At 73.0% G+C, this 24,168-nt stretch carries 14 protein-coding genes; 11 read left to right on the top strand and 3 right to left on the bottom strand.

Going from position 1 to position 24,168, the window contains the following annotated elements; all coding sequences use genetic code 11:
• Positions 1–67 precede the first annotated feature (67 nt).
• The 3 genes from ACFVUH_RS12115 to ACFVUH_RS12105 all read left to right on the top strand — a co-directional run bounded on the left by ACFVUH_RS12115 (position 68) and on the right by ACFVUH_RS12105 (position 4,680).
• Positions 68–1,960: an ABC transporter ATP-binding protein gene (locus tag ACFVUH_RS12115; protein WP_387912758.1), complete on the top strand. Its 1,893-nt coding sequence runs from the start codon at positions 68–70 to the stop codon at positions 1,958–1,960.
• A complete protein-coding gene (locus tag ACFVUH_RS12110; protein ID WP_387912756.1) occupies positions 1,957–3,819 on the top strand; it encodes an ABC transporter ATP-binding protein in 1,863 nt (620 codons plus the stop codon). The genes ACFVUH_RS12115 and ACFVUH_RS12110 overlap by 4 nt, the downstream gene beginning before the upstream one ends.
• 108 nt (positions 3,820–3,927) lie before the next feature.
• Positions 3,928–4,680, top strand: a complete 753-nt coding sequence (locus tag ACFVUH_RS12105) for a class I SAM-dependent methyltransferase (protein ID WP_355372740.1) — start codon at positions 3,928–3,930, stop codon at positions 4,678–4,680.
• 66 nt (positions 4,681–4,746) lie between these two features.
• Here the strand turns inward: ACFVUH_RS12105 and glgP are convergent, their stop codons facing one another.
• Positions 4,747–7,410: an alpha-glucan family phosphorylase gene (gene glgP, locus ACFVUH_RS12100; RefSeq protein WP_355372743.1), complete on the bottom strand. Its 2,664-nt coding sequence runs from the start codon at positions 7,408–7,410 to the stop codon at positions 4,747–4,749.
• Between the two features lie 1,044 nt (positions 7,411–8,454).
• Here glgP and ACFVUH_RS12095 point away from each other — a divergent pair.
• The 8 genes from ACFVUH_RS12095 to pyk all read left to right on the top strand — a co-directional run bounded on the left by ACFVUH_RS12095 (position 8,455) and on the right by pyk (position 22,051).
• On the top strand, positions 8,455–10,410 hold the full coding sequence (locus ACFVUH_RS12095; protein ID WP_387912791.1) for an alpha-1,4-glucan--maltose-1-phosphate maltosyltransferase: 1,956 nt from the start codon (positions 8,455–8,457) through the stop codon (positions 10,408–10,410).
• Positions 10,407–12,131, top strand: a complete 1,725-nt coding sequence (treS, locus tag ACFVUH_RS12090; protein ID WP_355372746.1) for a maltose alpha-D-glucosyltransferase — start codon at positions 10,407–10,409, stop codon at positions 12,129–12,131. The genes ACFVUH_RS12095 and treS overlap by 4 nt, the downstream gene beginning before the upstream one ends.
• 241 nt (positions 12,132–12,372) lie before the next feature.
• On the top strand, positions 12,373–13,863 hold the full coding sequence (locus tag ACFVUH_RS12085; RefSeq protein WP_355372749.1) for a phosphotransferase: 1,491 nt from the start codon (positions 12,373–12,375) through the stop codon (positions 13,861–13,863).
• A gap of 42 nt (positions 13,864–13,905) precedes the next feature.
• Positions 13,906–16,305 (top strand): 1,4-alpha-glucan branching protein GlgB, encoded by a 2,400-nt coding sequence (glgB, locus tag ACFVUH_RS12080; protein WP_387912753.1) that lies wholly within the window; start codon positions 13,906–13,908, stop codon positions 16,303–16,305.
• Positions 16,306–16,354: 49 nt separating this feature from the next.
• A complete protein-coding gene (locus tag ACFVUH_RS12075) occupies positions 16,355–17,029 on the top strand; it encodes a hypothetical protein (RefSeq protein ID WP_355372754.1) in 675 nt (224 codons plus the stop codon).
• A gap of 124 nt (positions 17,030–17,153) precedes the next feature.
• Positions 17,154–19,301: a phosphate acetyltransferase gene (gene pta / locus ACFVUH_RS12070; protein WP_387912750.1), complete on the top strand. Its 2,148-nt coding sequence runs from the start codon at positions 17,154–17,156 to the stop codon at positions 19,299–19,301.
• On the top strand, positions 19,298–20,530 hold the full coding sequence (locus tag ACFVUH_RS12065; RefSeq protein ID WP_355372758.1) for an acetate kinase: 1,233 nt from the start codon (positions 19,298–19,300) through the stop codon (positions 20,528–20,530). The genes pta and ACFVUH_RS12065 overlap by 4 nt, the downstream gene beginning before the upstream one ends.
• Positions 20,531–20,623: 93 nt before the next feature.
• Positions 20,624–22,051: a pyruvate kinase gene (gene pyk / locus ACFVUH_RS12060; RefSeq protein ID WP_355372761.1), complete on the top strand. Its 1,428-nt coding sequence runs from the start codon at positions 20,624–20,626 to the stop codon at positions 22,049–22,051.
• 76 nt (positions 22,052–22,127) lie between these two features.
• On the opposite strand, the gene ACFVUH_RS12055 is transcribed toward pyk, so the two are convergent.
• Together ACFVUH_RS12055 and ACFVUH_RS12050 are read right to left on the bottom strand one after the other, a co-directional pair.
• The gene (locus ACFVUH_RS12055; RefSeq protein WP_387912748.1) at positions 22,128–23,501 is read right to left on the bottom strand and encodes a hypothetical protein; all 1,374 of its coding nucleotides are present in this window, start codon (positions 23,499–23,501) and stop codon (positions 22,128–22,130) included.
• Positions 23,498–24,055, bottom strand: a complete 558-nt coding sequence (locus tag ACFVUH_RS12050) for a DUF6114 domain-containing protein (RefSeq protein WP_387912746.1) — start codon at positions 24,053–24,055, stop codon at positions 23,498–23,500. The genes ACFVUH_RS12055 and ACFVUH_RS12050 overlap by 4 nt, the downstream gene beginning before the upstream one ends.
• Positions 24,056–24,168: the final 113 nt, after the last annotated feature.

Below are 24,168 nucleotides of genomic sequence, written 5' to 3'. Positions count from 1 at the left end.
CCGGTAATCGACGGTGCGTTCGATACCTGACTGAGCGATAGAGGGTATCCGGCCTATTCTCGCCACGATGGCCAAGAACCCAGTCCTTGACACAGCCACCGATTCCGTCGCAGTGCCCGGCACCGCGCCTCCCGCGCCGGGCCGTTCGACCGTGCGATCGCTCCTTCGGCTGTGGCCCTACGTCCGTCCCGTCCGCACGCGCCTGGTCGTCTCGGTGGCCGCCGCGCTGCTCGCCTCCCTCAGCACTCTCGTCATACCGGTCGTACTCGGATGGATCGTCGACGGTCCGATCGCCGAGCACGACCTCGAAGCCCTCTGGCCCTACGCGGCCCTCCTGCTCCTGCTCGGCCTCTCCGAGGCCGTCTTCTTCCACGCCCGTCGGGTCGTCCTGGCCCGGCCGCTGGCCGGCGTCGAATCGACGATGCGCGGCGAGCTCTTCGGCAAGCTGCAACGCCTGCCGGTCTCCTTCCACGACCGTTGGGGCTCCGGCCAGTTACTCTCCCGCGCGATGTCCGACCTGTACGTCGTGCGGACTTACCTGGCGTTCCCCCTGATCTTCCTCGTCGTCAACTCGCTGACCTTCCTGGCCGGCATCGCGCTGATGTTCACCCAGGACTGGCGGCTCGCCCTCATCACCCTCGCTCCGACCCTCCCGCTGTTCCTGCTCACCCGCCGGTTCGAGTCCCGCTACTCCCGTGCCACCCGCATGACGCAGGACCGGAACGGCGACCTCGCCACCCTCGTCGAGGAGTCCGTCCTCGGCATCCGGATCCTCAAGGCCTTCGGCCGCCACCGCTCGATGTCGGAGCGGTTCCACGAGCAGTCCACCGTGCTCCGCCGGACCGAGCTGGAGAAGGCGGGCATGCTCGCCAACCTCTGGTCGATCGTCATCGGTCTGCCCGAGCTCGCCCTCGGCTGCTCCCTCGCGGTCGGTGCCTACCTGGTCGCGCACGACGAGATGAGCGCCGGCGCCCTCGTCGCCTTCCTCTCCACCGCGCTGACCATCCGCTGGCCGATCGAGTCGCTCGGCTGGCTGATCGCCTACTCCAACGAGGCCGCCACCGCGGCCGACCGCTTCTTCGAGGTGCTGGACGCGCCCGACGCCGAACCGGCCGAAACCGTGCGTACGACCACGCCCTCGACCACACCCTCCGCCACACCCTCGACCACGACCACTGCCGTGAAGACCGTCACCACCCCCGACGGCATCCGGCTCACCGGCGTCCGCTTCCGCTACCCCGACGCCCCCGCGGACACCCCCGACCTGCTCCGCGGAATCGACCTGCACATCCGCAGCGGCGAGACGATGGCCCTGGTCGGCGCCACCGGCAGCGGCAAGACCACGCTGACCGCCCTCCTCCCCCGCCTCTACGAGGCCACCGCCGGCACCATCACCCTGGACGGCCAGGACATCCGCGAGCTGGACCGCTCGCGGCTGCGCGAACTGGTCGCGGTCGCCTTCGAGGACCCCACCCTCTTCTCCGCCACCATCCGCGAGAACGTGCTGATGGGCGCACCCGGCGCGGGCGAGGACCGGCTGCGCGCCGCCCTCGCCACCGCCCAGGCCGGGTTCGTCGACCAACTGCCCGAGGGCGTCGACACCGAGGTCGGCGAGCAGGGCCTGGGCCTGTCCGGCGGCCAGCGCCAGCGGCTCGCGCTGGCCCGCGCGGTGGTCGGCGACCCGTCCTTCCTGATGCTCGACGACCCGCTCTCCGCGCTGGACGTGCACACCGAGGCGCTGGTCGAGCGCGCCCTGCGAGAGGTCCTCGCCTCCACCACCGCGCTGGTGGTCGCCCACCGTCCGAGCACCGTGATGCTCGCCGACCGGGTCGCCGTCCTCGCCGACGGCCGGATCGAGGCGGTCGGCACCCATCAGGAACTGCTGCAGAGCTCGGCGCGTTACCGCGCACTCATGTCGGGCGAGGCCACCCTCGCCCCCGAGAGGAGCACCGCCCGATGACCACCACCTGCGAGCCCGTCGACACCCGGACGAAGGACGTCCACCCGCACGCCGACCTGCCCGAGGACGAGCTGCCCCCGCCGGACGACGAGGAGGACATCCCCGTCCCGCCCGGCGCACCCAGCACCCTGCTGCGCTCACTGCTCGGCCCGCACCGGCGCCGGATCGCCACCGCGATGACGGTGATCCTGCTCCAGCAGGCCGCCCTGCAGGCCGGACCGCTGATGGTCGCCCTCGCGCTGGACCGCGGCATCCCGGCGCTGCGCGACGACAACGCCGGCCCGCTGATCGCGGTGGTCGCCGCCTACCTGGGCTGCGCGCTGCTCGGCACGCTGCTCCAGTGGTCCTTCATCAAGATCAGCGCCCGGGTCAACCAGGACGTCCTGCTGGACCTGCGCGGCCGGATCTTCCGGCACGCCCAGCGGCTCAGCCTGGACTTCCACGAGCGGTACACCTCGGGCCGGATCATCTCGCGCGCCACCAGCGACGTGGAGGCGCTGCGCGAACTGCTGTCCGAAGGACTCCAGGAGCTGTTGACGGTCACCCTGTCGGTCTGCTCCATCTCGGTGATCCTGCTGGTGCTGGACTGGAAGCTCGGCCTGGCCGCGCTGGTCGCCTTCCTGCCGCTGTGGCTGATCACCCAGTCGTTCCGGCACCGCTCGCAGCCGGTCTACCGGCGCTCGCGCACCGCGGCGGCCTCGCTGATCATCCGCTTCACCGAGACCATGAACGGCATCCGCCCGGTGAAGGCGTTCCGCCGCGAGCGGGCCAACGACATCGCGTTCGGCGCGGTGAACCGGCAGTCGGCCGCCGCCACCGCGGACGGCCTGCTGGAGGTCGCCCGCTACGGGGGCCTGTCCCGGACCACGGCCAACCTCTGGACCACCGCCGTGGTGGTGCTCGGCGCCTACCTGGTCACCGACGGCTCGGTCGAGCTGGGCGTGCTGACCGCCTTCGTGCTCTACCTGCACCGGCTGTTCGAGCCGATCGACCAGCTGGCGATGTTCCTGAACAGCTACCAGTCGGCCGCCGCCGCGCTGGAGAAGATCGCCGGTCTGCTCGCCCACGAGCCCACCGTGGCCGAGCCCGCTGAGCCCAGGGAGCTGCCGGCCTCGACCGTCAAGGGCCGGGAGGTGCACTTCGAGAAGACCCGCTTCGCCTACCGGGCCGGCAAGGAGGTGCTGCCGACGTTCGACCTGCTGCTCCCGGCCGGGCAGACCGTCGCCGTGGTCGGCGCGACCGGGGCCGGGAAGTCGACGGTGGCCAAGCTGCTCGCCCGGTTCTACGACCCGACCGAGGGCCGGATCACCCTGGACGGGGTGGACCTGCGCGACCTGACCGGCCCGGAGCTGCGGCGCGGGGTGGTGATGGTGACCCAGGAGTCCTTCCTGTTCTCCGGCACGGTCGCCGAGAACATCGCCATCGGCCGGCCGGGCGCCGAGCGCGCCGAGATCGAGGCGGCCGCCCGGGCGATCGGCGCGCACGACTTCATCGCCGAGCTGCCGGACGGCTACGACACCGACGTGCGCAAGCGCGGCGGGCGGATCTCGGCCGGCCAGCGGCAGCTGGTCGCCTTCGCCCGCGCGCTGCTCGCCGACCCCGCGGTGCTGATCCTGGACGAGGCCACCAGTTCGCTGGACGTGCCCGGCGAGCGGGCGGTGCAGCAGGCCATGCGCACCGTGCTGGCCGGCCGGACGGCCGTGATCATCGCCCACCGCCTCTCCACCGTGGAGATCGCGGACCGGGTGCTGGTGATGGACCAGGGCCGGATCGTCGAGGACGGCTCCCCCCGCGAGCTGATCAACGGCGCCGGACGCTTCGCCCAGCTGCACCAGGCCTGGCGCAGCAGTCTGGTCTGACGCCGACACAACCGATCGTAAGAACCCCTAGGCCCTTTCATCCATTACCGAAAGGGCCTAGGGTCGTTCCCAGGACTCATCGATGCCGGCTCACGAAGGGGAGCGACCATGGTCGACCGTCACCACTGGGAGCAGTGGCAGCGCAGCTGGGACCGCCAGCAGGAGTGGTACCTGCCCGACCGCGAGGAGCGGTTCCGGGTGATGCTCGACGTCGTCGAGGCGGTGACCGGGCCCGCCCCGCGCGTGCTCGACCTCGCCTGCGGCACCGGCAGCATCACCGAGCGCCTGTTCGCCCGGCTGCCCGGCGCCACCAGCGTCGGTGTGGACCAGGACCCGGCGCTGATGACCATCGCCCGCGGCGTCCTCGGCGAGGACGAGCGGTTCACCCTGGTCACCGCCGACCTCAAGGACCCGCGGTGGGCCGACGCCCTGCCGCCCGGCCCGTTCGACGCGGTGGTGACCGCCACCGCGCTGCACTGGCTGCCCGGGACCGCGCTGGTCCGGCTCTTCGGCGACCTGGCCGGCCTGGTCCGCCCCGGCGGGGTGTTCCTCAACGCCGACCACATGCCCGACCCGGCGGTCCCGCTGCTCAACACCGCCGAGCGGGCCCTGCGGCACGGGCGGCAGGAGCGCGAGAAGGACGCGGGCGTCCTGGACTGGGAGGGCTGGTGGCTCGCCGCCGCGGCCGACCCGCTGCTCGCCGAGCAGGTGGCCGCCCGCCACCGGCTGTACGGCTCGCACGCCGACGGCGAGTCGCACCCGGCCGGCTGGCACCTCGAACGGCTGCGGGAGGCCGGCTTCGCCGAGGCCGGGGTGGCCTGGCGCTCGGTCACCGACGCCCTGGTCGCCGCCGTCCGCTGAGCTGTCACCCGGCGGCTCGGCGCGGACTCGGGGGGCACCGGTCGTACCGGTGCCCCCCGCTCGCGTTCAGCGCAGCAGTCCGGCGTCCATCCCCGCCGTCTCCGGCGGCAGCGCCACCAGGCCGGGCTCGGCGGGCGAGGCCAGCCGGGGATGGGCGGGCAGCACCCGCACGGTGTAGCCGAACGGCCCGGTGCGGCCGAGCTCCAGGGAGCCCTCGTACCTGGTCCGCCCGTCGAGGTCGGGCCCGCCGACCGGCTTGAGGGCGAGCAGCGCGGCGTCGGAGATCCGGTCCGACTCGTCGACCCGGCCGGAGACCACCTGCACCTCGACGTCGGCCGGCTCCAGCGGGCCGAGCGCCACCTGCACCCGCAGGGCCAGCGCGCTGCCCAGCTCCTGCGCCTCGTCCGGACAGTCCGCCTCGACGTGCTCCACCCGGACGGCCGGCCAGGCCTCGCGCACCTTCGCCTTCCAGTCGGCCAGCTCGTGGGCGGCCCGGAACGCGCCGGTCCCGGCCAGCTCGCGCTGGGCCCGGGCGGCCGGGGCGTAGAGCCGTTCGACGTACTCGCGGACCATCCGGCCGGCCAGCACCTTGGGCCCGAGGGTGACCAGGGTGTGCCGGACCATCGCGATCCACCGGTGCGGCAGGCCGTCCGAGCCCCGGTCGTAGAACCGGGCGGCCACCTGCTCCTCGATCAGGTCGTAGAGCGCGGCGGCCTCGATGTCGTCGCGCCGCTCGGCCTCCCGGCTGTCCGGGTCGAGCACGCCCTCGCCGGTGTCGGCGGTGGGGATCGCCCAGCCGTTCTGGCCGTCGAACCACTCGTCCCACCAGCCGTCCAGCACCGACAGGTTCAGGCAGCCGTTGAGGGCCGCCTTCATCCCGGAGGTGCCGCAGGCCTCCAGTGGGCGCAGCGGGTTGTTCAGCCAGACGTCGCAGCCCGGGTAGAGGCGCTGGGCCATCGCCATGTCGTAGTCCGGCAGGAAGACGATCCGGTGCCGGACGGCCGGGTCGTCGGCGAAGGCGACCATCTGCTGGATCAGCCGCTTGCCGCCGTCGTCGGCCGGGTGGGCCTTGCCGGCGACCACGATCTGCACCGGCCGGGTGGGGTGCAGCAGCAGGGCGCGCAGCCGCTGCGGGTCGCGGAGCATCAGGGTGAGCCGCTTGTAGGAGGGCACCCGGCGGGCGAAGCCGATGGTGAGCACGTCCGGGTCGAGCACCGAGGAGACCCAGCCGAGTTCGGCCTCGCCGGCCCCGCGCTGGCGCCAGGAGGCGCGCAGCCGTCGGCGGACCTCGTCGACCAGCTGGGCGCGCAGGGTGCGGCGCAGCTCCCAGACCTCGGTGTTGCCGATCCTCTCCAGGCCCGTCCAGCGCTGGGTCTCGCCGGTGGTCATGGCCTCCTCGGCGCGCTCGGCGCCGATCTCGGCGGCGCCGAGCCGGACGACCGCCGGGTCGATCCAGGTGGCGGCGTGCACGCCGTTGGTGACGGAGGTGATCGGGACCTCGGCGGCGTCGAAGCCCGGCCAGAGGCCGTTGAACATCGAGCGGCTGACCTCGCCGTGCAGGGTGGAGACGCCGTTGGCGCGCTGGGCGAGCCGCAGGCCCATGGCCGCCATGTTGAACAGCTTGGGGTCGCCGCCGCGCCAGGTCTCGGCGCCGAGCGCGAGCACCTGCTCGACCGGGACGCCGGGCAGCGCGGTGTCGCCGCCGAAGTGCCGGGCGACCAGCTCGCGGTCGAACCGGTCGATGCCGGCCGGGACGGGCGTGTGGGTGGTGAACAGGGTGCCGGCCCGGACCGCCTCCAGGGCGGCGGCGAAGTCGAGGCCGGTGTCCGCGACCAGTTCGCGGATCCGTTCGACGCCCAGGAAGCCGGCGTGGCCCTCGTTGGTGTGGAAGACCTCGGGAGCGGGGTGGCCGGTGAGCCGCTGGTAGGCGCGCACCGCCCGGACGCCGCCGATGCCGAGCAGCATCTCCTGGAGCAGCCGGTGCTCGCTGCCGCCGCCGTAGAGGCGGTCGGTGACGTCGCGCTCGGCCGGCGAGTTGGCCTCGATGCCGGAGTCGAGCAGCAGCAGCGGGACCCGCCCGACCTGGGCCTTCCAGATGTGCGCGGCGAGGGTGCGGCCGCCGGGCAGGGCGAGGTCGACCCGGCTGGGGGTGCCGTCGCCCTCGCGGAGCAGGGTGACGGCCAGCTCGTCCGGGTCCAGCAGGGGGTAGCGCTCCTGCTGCCAGCCGTCCCGGTCGAGGGACTGCCGGAAGTAGCCGTGCCGGTAGAAGAGCCCGACGCCGATGACCGGGACGCCGAGGTCGCTGGCGGCCTTGAGGTGGTCACCGGCCAGGATGCCGAGGCCCCCGGAGTACTGGGGCAGTGCGGCGGCGATCCCGTACTCGGGCGAGAAGTAGGCGATGGCGGCGGGCAGCGGGGCGGTGCCCTGTTGCCCGGCGCTCTGGTACCAGCGCGGGCCGGCCAGGTACTCCCGCAGGTCGTCGGCGAGGTCGCCGAGCCTGCGCAGGAAGCGGCGGTCGGCGGCGAGCGCGGCGAGCCGGGCGGCGGGGACCTCCCCGAGCAGCCGCACCGGGTCCTCGCCCGTCGCGGCCCAGACGTCCGGGTCCACGGACCGGAAGAGGTCCCGGGTCTCGGGGTGCCAGGACCAGCGCAGGTTGAGGGCCAGCTCGTGCAACGGCTGGAGTTGTTCGGGCAGGACGGTGCGGACGGTGAATCTGCGGATTGCCTTCACGGCGTGAAGCGTAGCCTCGGCGGGTGGCATGATGGTGCGTCAGTTGGGCTATTCGGCATCCGTTCGGCCTATTGATGAGATCGCATTCGGCGCATTGGTCTGCACGGGGGGCGCGCGAGGCGCACTTTCCACGGCGCCGCGCCACCAATACGTGAACACCGTGGAACAGATCCATTTCCACCGGCGGACCCGCGCCCGATCGTCGTTGGAACTCCTGGCGTACCGCTGCGGAATCGGGGCCACCGGTGCGAGGATGAAGCACGGTCGTTGATGCTGCGGGGTGTGCGGAGACGGGTGGCGTTCCCCCGCGAAGCAGCACGTCCGAATCCTTTTCGCGTTGACCGTTCCTCATCCTGATTGGTCCATTCGGCGCCCATCGCGGACCGCCGCGTGTCCTCGGTCCCGCCCTGATCGTTCACGGGTGGGCTGGGGCACCCGGAGGCGCGCCCCGAGAGGCGTGCGCCGGAACGCGCGCGGGCTCTCGGGCTCTCCGCCACGGGCCGAGCGGGAGCGGGGCAGGTTGCCCGGAACGGCGGCGCGGGCAGGCTTCCGGTCGCACGTCCTCCCCACCCAGCAGTCCTCCCGGTACTCCCCTGGCCGCGCCGGCCCGCGGGAGCTGCCGCCGATCTCGGGCAGGAGTTTGGCATGCACGGCGATACGCGGGACCAGTCCACACCGGTGGCCGACACCCTCGACGCAGCGGTCGCGGAATCCGCCGGACGGATGGATTCTGACACTCGGACAGACGCGGCGATGCCGGGGCCCCGGGGTGCCGGGGCTATCCGTACGGAGCGACCCGACGAACCGGCCCGGCAACCCGGGGCCGACGAGAGCCGGGCCGCACCAGGGCCCGGCCGTGCCGAGGCCCCGCGCAAGCGCACCACCACCCGTCGCAGCGCGAGCACCGCCGACCCCTCCGCCCCCCGGGCCGAGGGCGCCGAACCGGCCCGGACCGCCGCCGCGCGTCCCGCCGCCGGACGCGCCCGCGCGAAGCCCGCCGCCGCCCGCAAGCCAGCCGCCCGCAAGACGACAGAGAGCGACACCGTGATCGGCCGCATCCCCGTCCTGGACGTCAGCCCCCTCGTAGACGCCGGCCGCCGCCCGGCCAAGGCCGTGGCGGGCGAGACCTTCCTGGTCTGCGCGACCGTGTTCCGCGAGGGCCACGACGCGGTCAACGCCAACGTCGTGCTGCGCGACCCGCGCGGGCGCAGCGGCCCGTGGACGCCGATGCGCGAGCTGGCCGAGGGCACCGACCGCTGGGGCGCGTACGTCACGCCGACCGCCCCCGGCCGCTGGTCGTACCTGGTGGAGGCGTGGTCCGACCCGGTGGCCAGCTGGCGCAGGACCGCCTCGGTCAAGCTGCCGGCCGGGATCGACACCGCGCTCGTCCTGGAGGAGGGCGCCCAGCTGCTGGAGCGCGCCGCCGCCGGGGTGCCGAAGAAGGAGGGCCGGGCGGTGGTGCTGGCCGCCGCCGAGGCACTGCGCGACCCGGGCCTGCCGCCGCTGTCCCGGCTGGCCGCCGCGCTCGCCCCGGAGGTGCAGGAGCTGCTCGGCCGCTTCCCGCTGCGCGAACTGGTGAGCGCCTCCCGGCCGGCACCGCTCCAGGTGGACCGGGAGCGGGCGCTGTTCGGCTCCTGGTACGAGTTCTTCCCCCGTTCGGAGGGCGCGGTGGTGGACCCGTCCGGGGTGGAGCCGCCCCGCTCGGGCACCCTGCGGACGGCGGCCGAGCGGCTGCCGGCGGTCGCCGCGATGGGCTTCGACGTGATCTACCTGCCGCCGGTCCACCCGATCGGGCGAGCCTTCCGCAAGGGGCCGGACAACACCCTGACGGCCGGTCCGCACGACGTCGGCTCGCCCTGGGCGATCGGCTCGCCGGAGGGGGGCCACGACGCCGTCCACCCGGACCTCGGCACCATCGAGGACTTCGACCACTTCGTCGCGGAGGCCACCGCGCTGCACCTGGAGGTGGCACTGGACTTCGCGCTCCAGTGCTCGCCCGACCACCCGTGGGTGAACAAGCACCCGGAATGGTTCAGCCACCGCACGGACGGCACCATCGCCTACGCCGAAAATCCGCCGAAAAAATACCAGGATATTTATCCGATCAACTTCGACCAGGACATGGACGGAATCGTCAAGGAGACCGTCCGGATCCTCCGGTTCTGGATGGCGCACGGTGTCCGGATCTTCCGGGTCGACAACCCGCACACCAAACCGGTGGTCTTCTGGGAGCGGGTGCTCGCCGACATCGCCCGCACCGACCCGGACGTCCTCTTCCTCGCCGAGGCCTTCACCCGCCCCGCGATGATGCACACCCTGGGGAAGATCGGATTCCACCAGTCGTACACGTACTTCACCTGGCGCAACAGCAAGGCGGAACTCACCGAGTACCTCACCGAGCTGACCGGCGAGGCGGCCGCCCACATGCGGCCCAACCTCTTCGCCAACACCCCGGACATCCTGCACGCCTTCCTCCAGCACGGCGGACCGGCCGCCTTCGCGATCCGCGCCGTGCTGGCCGCCACCCTCTCCCCCAGCTACGGCGTGTACGCCGGCTTCGAGCTCCACGAGAACGAGCCGGCCCACCCCGGATCCGAGGAGTACCTGCACTCGGAGAAGTACGAACTGCGCCCCCGGGACTGGAGCCGCACCGACACCCTCGCCCCGCTGCTCACCGTCCTGAACCGGCTGCGCCGCCGTCACCCGGCCCTCCAGCAGCTGCGTTCGCTGCGCTTCCACCCCACCGACAACGACCAGGTGCTCGCCTACTCCAAGACCGCCCTGACACCCGACGGCCTCACCGACCACCTCATCACCGTGGTCAACCTGGATCCCCACCACGCCCAGGAGGCCACCGTCACCCTGGACGGGGACGGGCCCTTCGCGGTCCACGACGAGCTCACCGGTGCCGCCTACACGTGGGGCCGGCACAACTACGTCCGGCTCGACCCCTCAGCCGAGCCGGCCCACCTCCTCACGGTTCGGAGGAACCCAGCGTGACAGTGAACGAGCCCGTCCCCGACACCTTCCCCGAGACCTCGAAGAAGAACCTGGACCCGGAGTGGTTCAAGCGTGCGGTCTTCTACGAGGTGCTGGTGCGGTCCTTCCAGGACAGCAACGGCGACGGGGTCGGGGACCTCAAGGGGCTCACGTCCAAGCTCGACTACCTGCAGTGGCTCGGCGTCGACTGCCTCTGGCTGCCGCCGTTCTTCGCCTCGCCGCTGCGGGACGGCGGGTACGACGTGTCCGACTACAAGTCGGTGCTGCCGGAGTTCGGCGACCTCGCCGACTTCATGGAGTTCGTGGACGCGGCGCACGCCCGCGGCATGCGTGTGGTCATCGACTTCGTCATGAACCACACCAGCGACCAGCACCCGTGGTTCCAGGCCTCCCGGGAGGACCCGGACGGCCCGTACGGCGACTTCTACATGTGGGCCGACGACGACAAGCAGTACCCCGACGCCCGGATCATCTTCGTCGACACCGAGACCTCCAACTGGACGTACGACCCGGTGCGCAAGCAGTACTTCTGGCACCGGTTCTTCTCCCACCAGCCGGACCTCAACTACGACAACCCGCGGGTCCAGGACGAGATGATCGCCGGCCTGCGGTTCTGGCTGGACCTCGGCATCGACGGGTTCCGGCTGGACGCGGTGCCGTACCTGTTCGCCCGGGAGGGCACCAACTGCGAGAACCTGCCGGAGACGCACGAGTTCCTCCAGCGGGTCCGCAAGGAGATCGACGCCAACTACCCGGACACCGTGCTGCTCGCCGAGGCCAACCAGTGGCCGGAGGACGTCGTCGACTACTTCGGCGACTTCGCCTCCGGAGGCGACGAGTGCCACATGGCGTTCCACTTCCCGGTGATGCCGCGGATCTTCATGGCGGTCCGCCGGGAGTCCCGCTACCCCGTCTCGGAGATCCTCGCCAAGACGCCCAACATCCCGCACGGCTGCCAGTGGGGGATCTTCCTGCGCAACCACGACGAGCTGACCCTGGAGATGGTCACCGACGAGGAGCGCGACTACATGTACGCCGAGTACGCCAAGGACCCGCGGATGCGCGCCAACGTGGGCATCCGCCGGCGGCTCGCCCCGCTGCTGGAGAACGACCGCAACCAGATCGAGCTCTTCACCGCCCTGCTGCTCTCGCTGCCGGGCTCCCCGGTGCTCTACTACGGCGACGAGATCGGCATGGGGGACAACATCTGGCTGGGCGACCGGGACGGCGTCCGGACCCCGATGCAGTGGACCCCGGACCGCAACGCGGGTTTCTCCCACGCCGACCCGGGCAGGCTCAGTCTGCCGCCCATCATGGATCCGGTGTACGGCTATCAGGTGACCAACGTCGAGGCGCAGCAGAGCAGTTCGAGTTCGCTGCTGCACTGGACGCGTCGCATGATCGAGATCCGCAAGCTCAACCCGGCGTTCGGCCTCGGCAGCTACACCGAACTGCCCTCCAGCAACCCCGCGGTGCTGGCCTTCGTGCGCGAGCACGAGGGGGACCTGGTCATGTGCGTGAACAACTTCTCCCGGTTCGCGCAGCCGACCGAACTGGACCTGAGGCGGTACGGCGGACGGTACCCGGTCGAGCTGATCGGCGGGGTGGGCTTCCCCTCGATCGGCGAGTGGCCGTACCTGCTCACCCTCGCCGGCCACGGCTTCTACTGGTTCCAGCTCCGCCGGCCCCCCCGGCTGAGCGGAACCGGGCGATCGAAGTAACGATCCGGCACCGCCGCAGGCCCCACCGAAGCCTCCGGGGGCGCGAGTTCGCACCCCGCGCCCCCGGTCGTCTCTGCACCACCGCGTACGGAGAACAGCCCAATGGCCACCCACACGAAGGCGTGACACCCGGGCCCACCGCTCGCGTGCCGCCGCCGCCGCGCCGCCGCAATCCGGAAGACTGACGGACCCGGCCAGACCCGTCGGGCGATCCGCCCAGCTCCTCCGGGGAAAGGGAGTCATGTCCGAAACCTCCCGTTCGCAAGCCCCCCTGCACCGTGACGCCCCCGCCGGGCCCGCCACGGCGGCCTCCCCGCGGGGCACCGGGGTCCGGAGGACCGCCCTGGGGGTCAGCGAACTCGTCCAGGCGGCGCTGCCGCTGATCGCCGAGTGGCTCCCCACCCAGCGCTGGTACGCCGGGAAGGGCCGGCCGATCACCGGCCTGGTCCCCCTGGTCGGCACCCCCCTCCAGGTCGGCGACCCCGCCCTGCTGCACCTGCTCCTCCGGGTCGAACACGCCGCCACCGCCGGCGCACCGCACGGCGACCTCTACCAACTGCTGCTCGGCATCCGCTCGCAGGGTCCGGCCGGCATCGAGCCCGCCGCGGTCCTCGGCCGGCTCACCCAGGGCCCGTACGACGGCGCGGCGCTCTACGACGCGGTGCACGACCCCGAGCTCACCGGGCGGCTGCTGGAGCACCTGGCCACCGGCGACCGGTTCGGCTCGCTGTCCTTCCGCCGCACCCCCGGCTCCGGACTCCCCACCAACCTGCCCGGCCGCGCCTCCACCGCCGAGCAGTCCAACAGCTCGGTCATCTACGGCACCTCGTACATCCTCAAGCTGTTCCGCCGCGTCCACCCCGGCACCAACCCCGACCTCGAACTGTCGCTCGCGCTCTCCCGGGCCGGCTCGACCCGCATCCCCCGGGTCGCCGCCTGGTTCGAGAGCCGTCTGGAGCGCGCCGAGCCGGCCACCCTCGGGCTGCTCCAGCGCTACCTCCCCGAGGCCGAGGACGGCTGGGAGCTCGCCCTCGACCAGGTCGGCCGGCTGAAGGGCGACCCGTCGCCGGGCAACTTCGCGATCGAGGCGCACCGGCTCGGCCGGGCCACCGCCGAGGTGCACCGGGTGCTCGCCCGCTCGATGCCGGTCGCCCGGCTGGACCGCACCCAGACCCGGCAGCTGGCCACCGCGATGGCCGACCGGCTGGACAGCGCGGTCGCCGCCGTCCCGGGGCTGATGCGCTACCGGGGCGCGCTGCGCTCTGCCTTCGGGCAGCTGGCCGACGCCCACCCGGACGGCCTGCCGGTCCAGCGGATCCACGGCGACCTGCACCTCGGCCAGGCGATGCGCACCCCGCACGGCTGGGTGCTGCTGGACTTCGAGGGCGAGCCGGCCAAGTCGGTCGCCGAACGGCGCGAGCCGCAGACCGCGCTGCGGGACGTCGCCGCGATGCTCCGCTCCTTCGACTACGCCGCCGCCCACCTGCTGGCCGGCGGGCCGCCCGACCCGGAGCTGGCGCACCTGGCCGCCGCCTGGGCGCAGCGCAACCGCACCGCCTTCTGCGCCGGCTACACCGCGGGCGGCGGCACCGACCCGGCCGCCTCGCCGGAGCTGATGCGCGCCCTGGAGATCGACAAGGCGGTGTACGAGGTGGTGTACGAGGCCCGGCACCGGCCGAGCTGGCTGCCGATCCCGCTGGCCGCGATCAACCGGCTGGCGCTCACCGTCTGACGTCCCTCGTTCCGCCGCCCCGCTCCAAGAGAGGTCCCCGCCGTGACGCCGCTCGACCCGCCAGGCCGCACCACCCGCTCCGTGCCGGCCACCTTCCTGGCCGGCACGGACTCCCCGAAGCGTGAGCCCGCGACCGTCCGGCGGGCCGAGCCGGCCCCCGCCGAGCCACCGTCCGCCGAGCCCCTTCCCGCCGAGCCGCTGCCCGCCGCCGAACCGGTGCCCGTCCCGGGACCGGCGCCCACCGGAGCGCTGCGGCTGCCCGAGGCGCCGCTGCCGCCCGGCGAGGTGGACCGGCTGGTCGGCGGCCAGCACCACGACCCGCACGCCCTGCTCGGCGCCCACCCCGTGCACGGCGGCACCGCGATCCGGGTGCTCCGCCCGTTCGCCGAGCGGGTCGTGGTGGAGACCGGCCAGGGCCCCGTCGAACTCACCCACCAGCAGGGCGGGCTGTTCACCGGCCTGCTCGCCGCCCCGCAGGTGCCCGACTACCAGCTGCTGGTGAGCTACCCCGGCGGTGAGCCGATCCGCCAGCACGACGGCTACCGCACCCCGCCCACCCTCGGTGACCTCGATCTGCACCTCATCTCCGAGGGCCGGCACGAGCAGCTCTGGCGGGCCCTGGGTTCGCACCCGCGCACCGTGGACGGCGTGCCCGGCACCGCGTTCGCGGTCTGGGCGCCGAACGCCGTCGGCGTCCGGCTGATCGGCGACTTCAACCACTGGGACGGCACCGGTCACCCGATGCGCTCGCTCGGTTCCTCCGGCGTCTGGGAGCTGTTCGTCCCCGGCCTCGGCGAGGGCACCCAGTACAAGTACGAGATCCACACCCGGCAGGGCTGGGTCCTGGACAAGGCCGACCCGCTCGCCCGCGCCGCACAGGTCCCGCCCGGCACCGCCTCGGTCGTCACCGCGTCCACCCACCGCTGGCAGGACGGCGAGTGGATGGCCCGCCGGGCGCGCACCGCGCACCACCGCGCCCCGATGTCGGTGTACGAGCTGCACCTGCCGTCCTGGCGCCCCGACCTCACCACCTACCGCGCCATCGCCGCCGAACTCCCCCGGTACCTGAAGGAGTTGAACTTCACCCACGTGGAGTTCATGCCGGTCATGGAGCACCCGTTCGGCGGCTCCTGGGGCTACCAGGTCTCCGGCTACTACGCCCCCACCGCCCGGCTCGGCAGCCCCGACGACTTCCGCTTCCTGGTGGACACCCTGCACCGGCACGGCATCGGCGTCATCGTCGACTGGGTGCCCGCGCACTTCCCCAAGGACGACTTCGCGCTCGCCCGCTTCGACGGCGAGCCGCTGTACGAGCCGGCCGACCCGCAGCGCGCCGAGCACCCGGACTGGGGCACCCTGGAGTTCGACTACGGCCGGGTCGAGGTGCGCAACTTCCTGGTCGCCAACGCGGTGTACTGGTGCGAGGAGTTCCACGTCGACGGCCTGCGGGTGGACGCCGTCGCCTCCATGCTCTACCTCGACTACTCGCGGGACAGCGGCGCCTGGACCCCCAACCGGTTCGGCGGGCGGGAGAACCTCGACGCGGCCGCCTTCCTCCAGGAGATGAACGCCACCGTCTACCGGCGCTGCCCCGGCGTGATCACCGTCGCCGAGGAGTCCACCGCCTGGGACGGCGTCACCCGGCCCACCGACCAGGGCGGCCTCGGCTTCGGCCTCAAGTGGAACATGGGCTGGATGCACGACTCCCTGGTCTACATGAGCAAGGACCCGGTGCACCGCAGGTTCCACCACAACGAGATCACCTTCTCGATGGTGTACGCCTACTCGGAGAACTACATCCTGCCGATCTCGCACGACGAAGTGGTGCACGGCAAGCAGGCGCTGGTCGCCAAGATGCCCGGCGACTGGTGGCAGCAGCGCGCCAACCACCGCGCCTACCTCGGCTTCATGTGGGCCCACCCGGGCAAGCAACTGCTCTTCATGGGACAGGAGTTCGCCCAGGGCGCGGAGTGGCACCACGAGCAGGGCCCGCAGTGGTGGGTGCTCGACGACCAGTGGCCGTCCCACGACGAGCACCGGGGCGTGCGCCGGCTGGTCGGCGACCTCAACCGGTGCTACCTCGACACCCCGGCGCTGTGGGAGCAGGACACCGCCCCGGCCGGCTTCCGCTGGCTCGACGGCGGCGCCGCCGAGGACAACCTGCTCTCCTTCGTCCGCTACGCCGCCGACGGAACCCCGCTGGTCGCCGTCTGCAACTTCTCCCCCGTCGTGCGGCACGCCCACCGGGTGGGCCTGCCGGAGCTGGCCGGGCGCGACCAGTTGTGGGAAGAGGTCCTCAACACCGACGCCACCGAGTACGGTGGCAGCGGAACCGCCAACTCCCTTCCGGTGAAGGCGGATGCGTCCGCGTGGAACGGGCAGCCGCGCAGCGCCGAGCTGGTCCTGCCGCCGCTCGCGACCATCTGGCTCCGCCCGGCGTGACGTTCTAGGCTCCCCGGCTGAGACGTCGACAGCGGGCGGGGGGCCTTCTGTGGGTTTGGTGCTGGGCTGGGGCTACGTTCTGCTGCCACTGGCCTGTTGGGCCGCACTGGCCCGCACCCGGGCGGTCGGGGTGGCGGTCGCCGCCGTCCTGGCCGCCCTCGCGGTGATCCCGGTCGGCCTGGAGCGGGGGTGGTTCCACAGCCGGGCGGTCGCCGAGTCCCAGTCCGGCTACCCGCTCGCCGCCGGGCTGGTGGTCCTGCTCGGCACGCTGGCCGAACGGCGGCTGTGCGGGCCCCGGCCCACCCGGGGGTCCGGACAGCCCGCCGCCGGGGCCACCATCGTGATCGCCGCCCACTCCCTGGTCGGCCTCGTCCTCGGCCTGCTCTACCAGCTCGCCGTCCACGAGCCCTTCTCCCCGGAGCGCTCCGAGCTGTCGCTGCCGCCCGGCCTCACCGTCCGGCACGACAGCGGCCCCGACCGCAGCTGCGGACTGCACGCCTGCCGCCGCGACCTCGCGATCGTGAGCACCGAGGGCCTGCCCGGCGCCGAGGCCGCCCGCCGGCTGCGCGTCCGGCTCGCCGCCGACGGCTGGACCGCGGGCCCGGGCGGCTGCCTGGTCCACCGGCACGGCTGGCTGCTGGACAAGCGGGTCACCCAGCTGTTCCTCATCGAGCGGCCGGACGGCGTGACCGTCCGGCTGGTCGGCCCCGACCGCACGCCGTAGCGGCGTCCGGTGACCTTCGGCCCCTTGCCACGAGCCGTCCCGTTCTGCTCGCGGACGGGCGTTCACGGTGCGAAGGTATGGTCGATATGACCACTTCCTGAGACGACGGGACGGAGAGAGCCACGTGGCGCGCAGCGTGTACGTGACCGGGATCGACCGCGGGGACGGCCGCCAGGCGGTGGAACTCGGCGTCATGGAGCTGCTCACCCGCCGGGTGGACCGGGTCGGGGTGTTCCGCCCCCTGGTGCACGCCCATGCACCGGGCGAGGCCGGCTCGGACCACGTGGTCGAGCTGCTGCGCGCCCGGTACCGGCTGGACCTGCCGGCCACCGAGCTCTACGGCCTCACCTACGAGGAGGCCGCCGCGCTGCAGGCCGCGCACGGCCAGGACGAGCTGGTCTCGGTCCTGGTCGACCGCTTCCACGCGCTGGAGCGACGCTGCCAGGCGGTCCTGGTGCTGGGCACCGACTTCGCGGACACCAACATCCCCGACGAGCTGGCCTTCAACGCCCGGCTGGCCAACGAGTTCGGCGCCGCCGTGCTGCCGGTGATCGGCGGACACGGCGAGGACGCCGACACGGTGATCGCCGAGGTCCGCAACGCCCACCGCGCCTACACCGACCTCGGCTGCGAAACCCTGGCGGTGATCGCCAACCGGGTCGCCCCGGCCGCCGAGCAGCCGGTCCAGCGCAAGCTCACCGAGAAGCTGCCGATCCCCGCCTACGTCATCCCCGAGGAACCGGGGCTGGCCGCGCCGACCGTCGCCCAGCTGGTCGACGCCACCGGCGCCGAGGTGCTGCTCGGCGACGCGGCCGGCCTGGCCCGGGACGTCCGCGGCTTCGTCTTCGGCGGCGCCATGCTGCCGACCTTCCTGGACGCGCTGACCGAGGGCGCCCTGGTGGTGGCCCCCGGCGACCGCGCCGACCTGGTGATCGGCGCGCTGGCCGCGCACGCCGCCGGCGCCCCGCCGATCGCCGGCGTACTGCTCACCCTCGGCCTGCGCCCCGGCCCGAACGTGATGGCGCTGGCCGCCCGGCTCGCCCCCGGCACGCCGGTCGCGGTCGTCCCGGAGGGCAGCTGGCTCACCGCCGCCGCGCTGACCCACCTGGAGGGCAAGCTCTCGACGGCCAGCCCCCGGAAGGCCGAGGTCGCCCTCGGCCTGTTCGAACTGCACGTGGACACCGACGAGTTGACCAAGCTGATCGAGGTCGGCCGGTCCGAGCGGGTGACCCCGATGATGTTCGAGCACGAGCTGCTGGAGCAGGCCAGGGCGACCCGTCGGCACGTCGTGCTGCCGGAGGGCACCGAGGAGCGGGTGCTGCGCGCCGCCGAGATCCTGCTGCGCCGCAACATCTGCGACCTCACCCTGCTCGGCGACGCCGACGCCGTCCGCCGCAAGGCCGCCTCGCTGGGCATCGAGCTGCCGGCCGAGATCCCGGCCGCCGACCGCGCCCAGGTGCGGATCGTCGACCCGGCCACCAGCCCGCTGCGCCGCCAGTTCGCCGAGCTGTACGCGAAGCTGCGCGCGCACAAGGGCATGACCGTCGAGCTGGCCCTGGACGTGGTCACCGACGTCTCCTACTTCGGCACCCTGATGGTCCAGGAGGGCATCGCCGACGGCATGGTCTCCGGCGCGGTGCACTCCACCGCCGCCACCATCCGGCCCGCCTTCGAGGTGATCAAGACCTCTCCGGGCGCGTCCATCGTCTCCAGCGTCTTCTTCATGTGCCTGGCGGACAAGGTGCTGGTGTACGGCGACTGCGCGGTCAACCCCGACCCGGACGCCCAGCAGCTGGCCGACATCGCCATCCAGTCGGCGGCCACCGCCGCCAAGTTCGGCGTCGAGCCGCGGGTCGCGATGCTCTCCTACTCGACCGGCACCTCCGGCTCCGGCGCCGACGTCGACAAGGTCCGCAAGGCCACCGAGCTGGTGCGCGAGCTGCGCCCGGACATCCTGGTCGAGGGGCCGATCCAGTACGACGCGGCGGTGGACGCGCACGTCGCGGCGACCAAGCTGCCGGGCTCGCCGGTGGCCGGGCGGGCGACCGTGCTGATCTTCCCGGACCTCAACACCGGCAACAACACCTACAAGGCGGTCCAGCGCTCGGCCGGGGCGGTCGCGGTCGGGCCGGTGCTCCAGGGGCTGCGCAAGCCGGTCAACGACCTGTCGCGCGGCGCGCTGGTGCAGGACATCGTGAACACGGTGGCGATCACCGCCATCCAGTCGCAGGAGCGCGGGTCCCAGCCGCGCGGTGAAGGGGGCACGGCATGAGTGGCGGCACTCGGGTCCTGGTGCTGAACGCCGGCTCCTCGTCGGTGAAGTACCAGCTGATCGACATGCTGGACGGCGACCGGCTGGCCTCCGGACTGGCCGAGCGGATCGGCGAGGCCGGCGGCCGGCTGGTGCACACCCCGCGGGGCGGCGCGGAGCGGGAGACCGTCCAGGCCTTCCCCGACCACGGCGCGGCGCTCAAGGCGGTCTCCGAGGAGCTGTCCGCCGACGGCCTCGGGCTGGACTCCCCCGAGCTGGCCGCGATCGGCCACCGGGTGGTGCACGGCGGCCTGCGCTTCACCGAGCCGACCGTGGTCACCGACGACGTGCTCCAGGAGATCCGCCGGCTGATCCCGGTGGCACCGCTGCACAATCCGGCCAACATCACCGGCATCGAGGTGGCCCGCGCGCTGCGGCCGGACCTGCCGCAGGTGGCCGTCTTCGACACCGCCTTCCACGCCTCGATGCCCGAGTACGCCGCGCGGTACGCGATCGACAAGGCCGTGGCCGACGAGCACCGGGTGCGCCGCTACGGCTTCCACGGCACCTCGCACCAGTACGTCTCGCGGGCCACCGCGCGGCTGCTCGGCAAGGACCCGGCCGAGGTGAACGTGATCGTGCTGCACCTGGGCAACGGCGCCTCCGCGTCGGCGGTGAGCGGCGGGCGCTGCCTGGACACCTCGATGGGCCTGACCCCGCTGGAGGGCCTGGTGATGGGCACTCGTTCGGGTGACATCGACGCGGGCGTGGTCTTCCACCTGCACCGGGTGGGCGGACTGTCGATCGACGGCATCGACAACCTGCTCAACCGCCGCAGCGGCCTGCTGGGCCTGTGCGGCGACAACGACATGCGCGAGATCATGCGCCGCGCCGACGGGGGCGACGCCGACGCGAAGCTGGCCTTCGACGCCTACATCCACCGGCTGCGCAAGTACATCGGCGGGTACTACGCGGTGCTCGGCCGGGTGGACGCGATCGCCTTCACCGCCGGTGTCGGGGAGAACGCGGCCCCGGTGCGGGCGGCCGCCACGGCCGGGCTGGAGGAGCTCGGCATCGCCGTCGATCCCGAGCTCAACTCGGTACGCTCGCGCGAGCCGAGGATCATCTCCCCGGCGCTGCTGCCCTCCGGCGGCAGCGCACGGGTGGCCGTCGCCGTCGTCCCCACCGACGAGGAGCTGGAGATCGCCCGGCAGGCCTTCGCCCTGGTGCACCGGTCGTCCGAAAACTGACCCCCCGTCGTCTCGCTCCGCGGACTCCTGGGCGCCGTTTCCTCTCCATTCGGGCCGAATGCACCAATAACACGAACGGATAGACTGATCGATATGCGCCGAGCGAAAATTGTCTGCACCCTGGGTCCCGCGACGGACTCCTACGAACAGCTCAAGGCCATCGTCGAAGCGGGCATGAACGTCGCCCGACTGAACATGAGCCACGGCACCCACGCGGAGCACGAGGAGCGGTACCGCAAGGTCCGCCAGGTCTCCGCGGACACCGGCCGGACCATCGGCGTTCTGGCCGACCTGCAGGGCCCCAAGATCCGTCTGGCGACCTTCGCCAACGGCCCGGTGACCGTCGACAACGGCGACGAGTTCACCATCACCACCGAGGACGTCCCCGGTGACCAGCACATCTGCGGAACCACCTACAAGGGTCTGCCGGGCGACGTCAAGCCCGGTGACCCGGTCCTGATCAACGACGGCGTCATCGCCCTGGAGGTCGTCAGCGTCGACGGCCCGCGGGTGAAGACCGTGGTCGTCGAGGGCGGCGTGCTCTCGAACAACAAGGGCATCAACCTCCCCGGCGCGGCCGTCAACGTGCCCGCCCTGTCCGAGAAGGACAAGGAGGACCTGCGCTTCGCCCTGCGTCTGGGCGTCGACATGGTCGCCCTGTCCTTCGTCCGCAACGCCGCGGACATCAAGGACGTCCACGCGGTCATGGACGAGGTCGGCATCCGGGTGCCGGTCATCGCCAAGATCGAGAAGCCGCAGGCCGTCGAGGCGATGGAGGAGATCGTCCTCGCCTTCGACGCGATCATGGTGGCCCGCGGCGACCTGGCCGTCGAGTACCCGCTGGAGCGGGTGCCGCTGGTCCAGAAGCAGCTGATCACCCTGGCCCGCCGCAACGCCAAGCCGGTCATCGTCGCCACCCAGATGATGGAGTCGATGATCCACGCCTCGCGTCCGACCCGCGCCGAGGTCTCCGACGTCGCCAACGCCATCCTGGACGGCACCGACGCGGTCATGCTGTCCGCCGAGTCCAGCGTCGGCAAATACCCGGTCGAGACCGTCCGCACCATGAGCCGGATCTGCGAGAAGGCCGAGGAGGAGCTGGTCTCCCAGGGCCTCCAGCCGCTCAACCCGGGCCGCAAGCCGCGCACCCAGGGCGGTTCCATCGCCCGCGCCGCGTGCGAGCTGGGCGACTTCCTGAACGGCAAGGCGCTGGTCGCGTTCACCAAGTCCGGTGACACCGCGCGCCGGCTCTCCCGCTACCGCTCGCCGATCCCGGTGATCGCCTTCACCCCGGACCACGCCACCCGCAACCAGCTCTCGCTGAGCTGGGGCGTCGAGGCGCACGTGACCGAGCAGGTGGAGACCACCGACGAGATGGTCGCGCAGGTCGACCGCGAGCTGCTGCGGATCGGCGAACTGGGCGAGGGCGACACCGTGATCGTCACCGCCGGCTCCCCGCCCGGCATCCCCGGCAACACCAACATGGTCCAGGTGCACCACCTGGGCACCCGCAAGGCCTGAGGCAGCGCGGAACACGCCCGTGGGGCGGTCCCTCCGGAGGGAGGGGCCGCCCCACGGGCGTCGGGGGGGCCGGGCCTCAGGCGTTCCCGGGGTAGGGCTGGTCGTCGTTGGACAGCCGCATGCCGGGGATCTTCAGGGTGCCGCCGAACTGGCCCGACTGGATCGCGGTCACCCCGGTCAGCTCGATCCACAGCGGCAGCTGGAGCTGGCCGATCAGGTCGTACAGCCACTGCGGCAGCGGGCCGTCGGGGGTGAGGGTGAGCTCGCCCAGGTCGATCGGGATCGGCAGGCCGAGCACCTTGGACAGATGGCCGGAGAGCCGTTCCACGTACATGGTCACCGGGCCCTTGCGCATGGTCGAGACCGAGCCGGGCGCGCCCTTCACGTGGAAGGTCTTGCCGTTGCCCTGCAGCGTCGACATGTGCAGGTTCTCGATGTCGACGCTCTCCACCTCGAACTTCAGCACCCGCTTGGTACCGGTGGGGGTCCGGACGTCGACCACGCCGAGCAGCACGGCGTGGTTCAGGGCGAGCCGGGTGGTCTGCAGGGTCCAGTTCTGGTCCGGGACCAGGATCGGGTTGTCGGCCGGCTTGCCGTTCGGGGCGAGCGCCTTGGTGTCGACCAGGCAGTTCGGGTCCTTGGACGGGGTGGCCGAGGGGCTGCCGGACCCGGTCGGCCTCGCGGCGGGGGTGGCGGAGCCGGAGGCGGTGGCGCCGGCGGACGGCTTCGCCCTGGCGGACGCGGTGGCGGAGGGCGTCGTCGACGCGGCCGGGGTGGTCGGCGTCGCCGGTCCGGCCGACGCGGTCGGCGTGGTCGGCGCGGTCGGCGTGGGCGTTCCCGGGGTGGCCGAGGGCGTGGGCGCCGCGCTGCCGGTCGGCACGGCCGTCGGGTCGGCGGCCGGGGTGCCGGCGGCGGTGGGGCTCGGTGAGCCGCCCGGGGTGACCAGGTGGGTGATGCCGCCGAGGAGGTCGTCGGCGAGGCCGGCCCGGACGACGCCGCCCTCGGGGTTCGCGCTCGCCCCGGCCGTCGGGGTCGCGGTCGCCGTCGCGGTCGCGGTCGCCGTCGCGCCGGCCGTCGGCTCCGGCACGGCCGTCGGGGCGTCCGTCGGCGCGGGCGTCCCGGCGGCCGGGGCCTCGGTGGCCGGGGCCTCGGGCAGCGGCACGGACGGACCGGGGACCGGCGGCGGCAGCTCGCTCTTGGGCACCGGCGTCTCGGCCACCGCGGGCGACTGCGGCACGCTGTCCGGGGCGGTGGCGCACGGCTTGCCGGCGGTGGACTCGGCGATCGCCGGGTTCGGCGTGTAGGCGGCGGCCATCAGCAGCGCGGTCGGCACCGCGGCCATCGCCAGCGCCCGGCCGCGCAGCCGTGCCCGGACCGGCGTGCGGGGCGCCGCGTGCCGCGGCGATCGCTGCGCCGGGGCCTGCGGGAGCTCCTCGCGCGGCTCGCTCACCGGGCCTCCTCGGGCGCCGCGGCCTGCTGTGCCGGGACGGTGCCCTCGGTGGCCGGGGGCTGCTCGACGGGCTCCTCGGCCGCGGTGGCGGTGGCCGTCCCCCCGCCGGACGCGGCGGCGACCGCGGCCCCGGCCGGGTCGGTGGCCTGGAACGGCGCCCAGGCGATCATCAGACCGCCGCCGATCAGACCCGGCAGGATCGACATCCCGAAGCCGCCCAGGTTGGAGACCGGGATCGAGACCAGGGTGAGCAGGGTGGTGGCGATGCCCGCGAAGACCCGGACGACCGGCTGGAACCAGGCGGTCAGCCCGAGCACGATCAGCAGCACCCCGATGATCAGCGAGCCCGCGCCGGCGGTGGTGGCCATGGCGAGCGTCATGCCGTTCAACGACAGGTTGGCGTACGGGAAGTACATGATCGGGACGCCGGCGAGGACGGCCAGCAGCCCGCCGTAGAACGGCCGGGAACGGCGGAAGTCACGGAACGCCCGGCGGACCCACCTCAGGGGGTTCTCGCGTTCGGCGGGCCGCGGCTCGGCAAGGGTGCTGGACACGGAGCAGCTCCTCGATGGTGTGACGAGGTGAAACGGAAAGGGGGAGCCCGGGGACGGCGGCCCGTGCGGCCGCCGTCCCCCGCCCCCGACCCGCCGTCAGGCGGTCAGCCGGT

Origin of the sequence: Kitasatospora sp. NPDC058032, assembly GCF_042885845.1 — a bacterium.
Lineage (GTDB): Bacteria > Actinomycetota > Actinomycetes > Streptomycetales > Streptomycetaceae > Kitasatospora.
The sequence above is the reverse complement of the archived record's forward strand: the minus strand, read 5'-3'. Positions and strand labels throughout refer to the sequence as shown.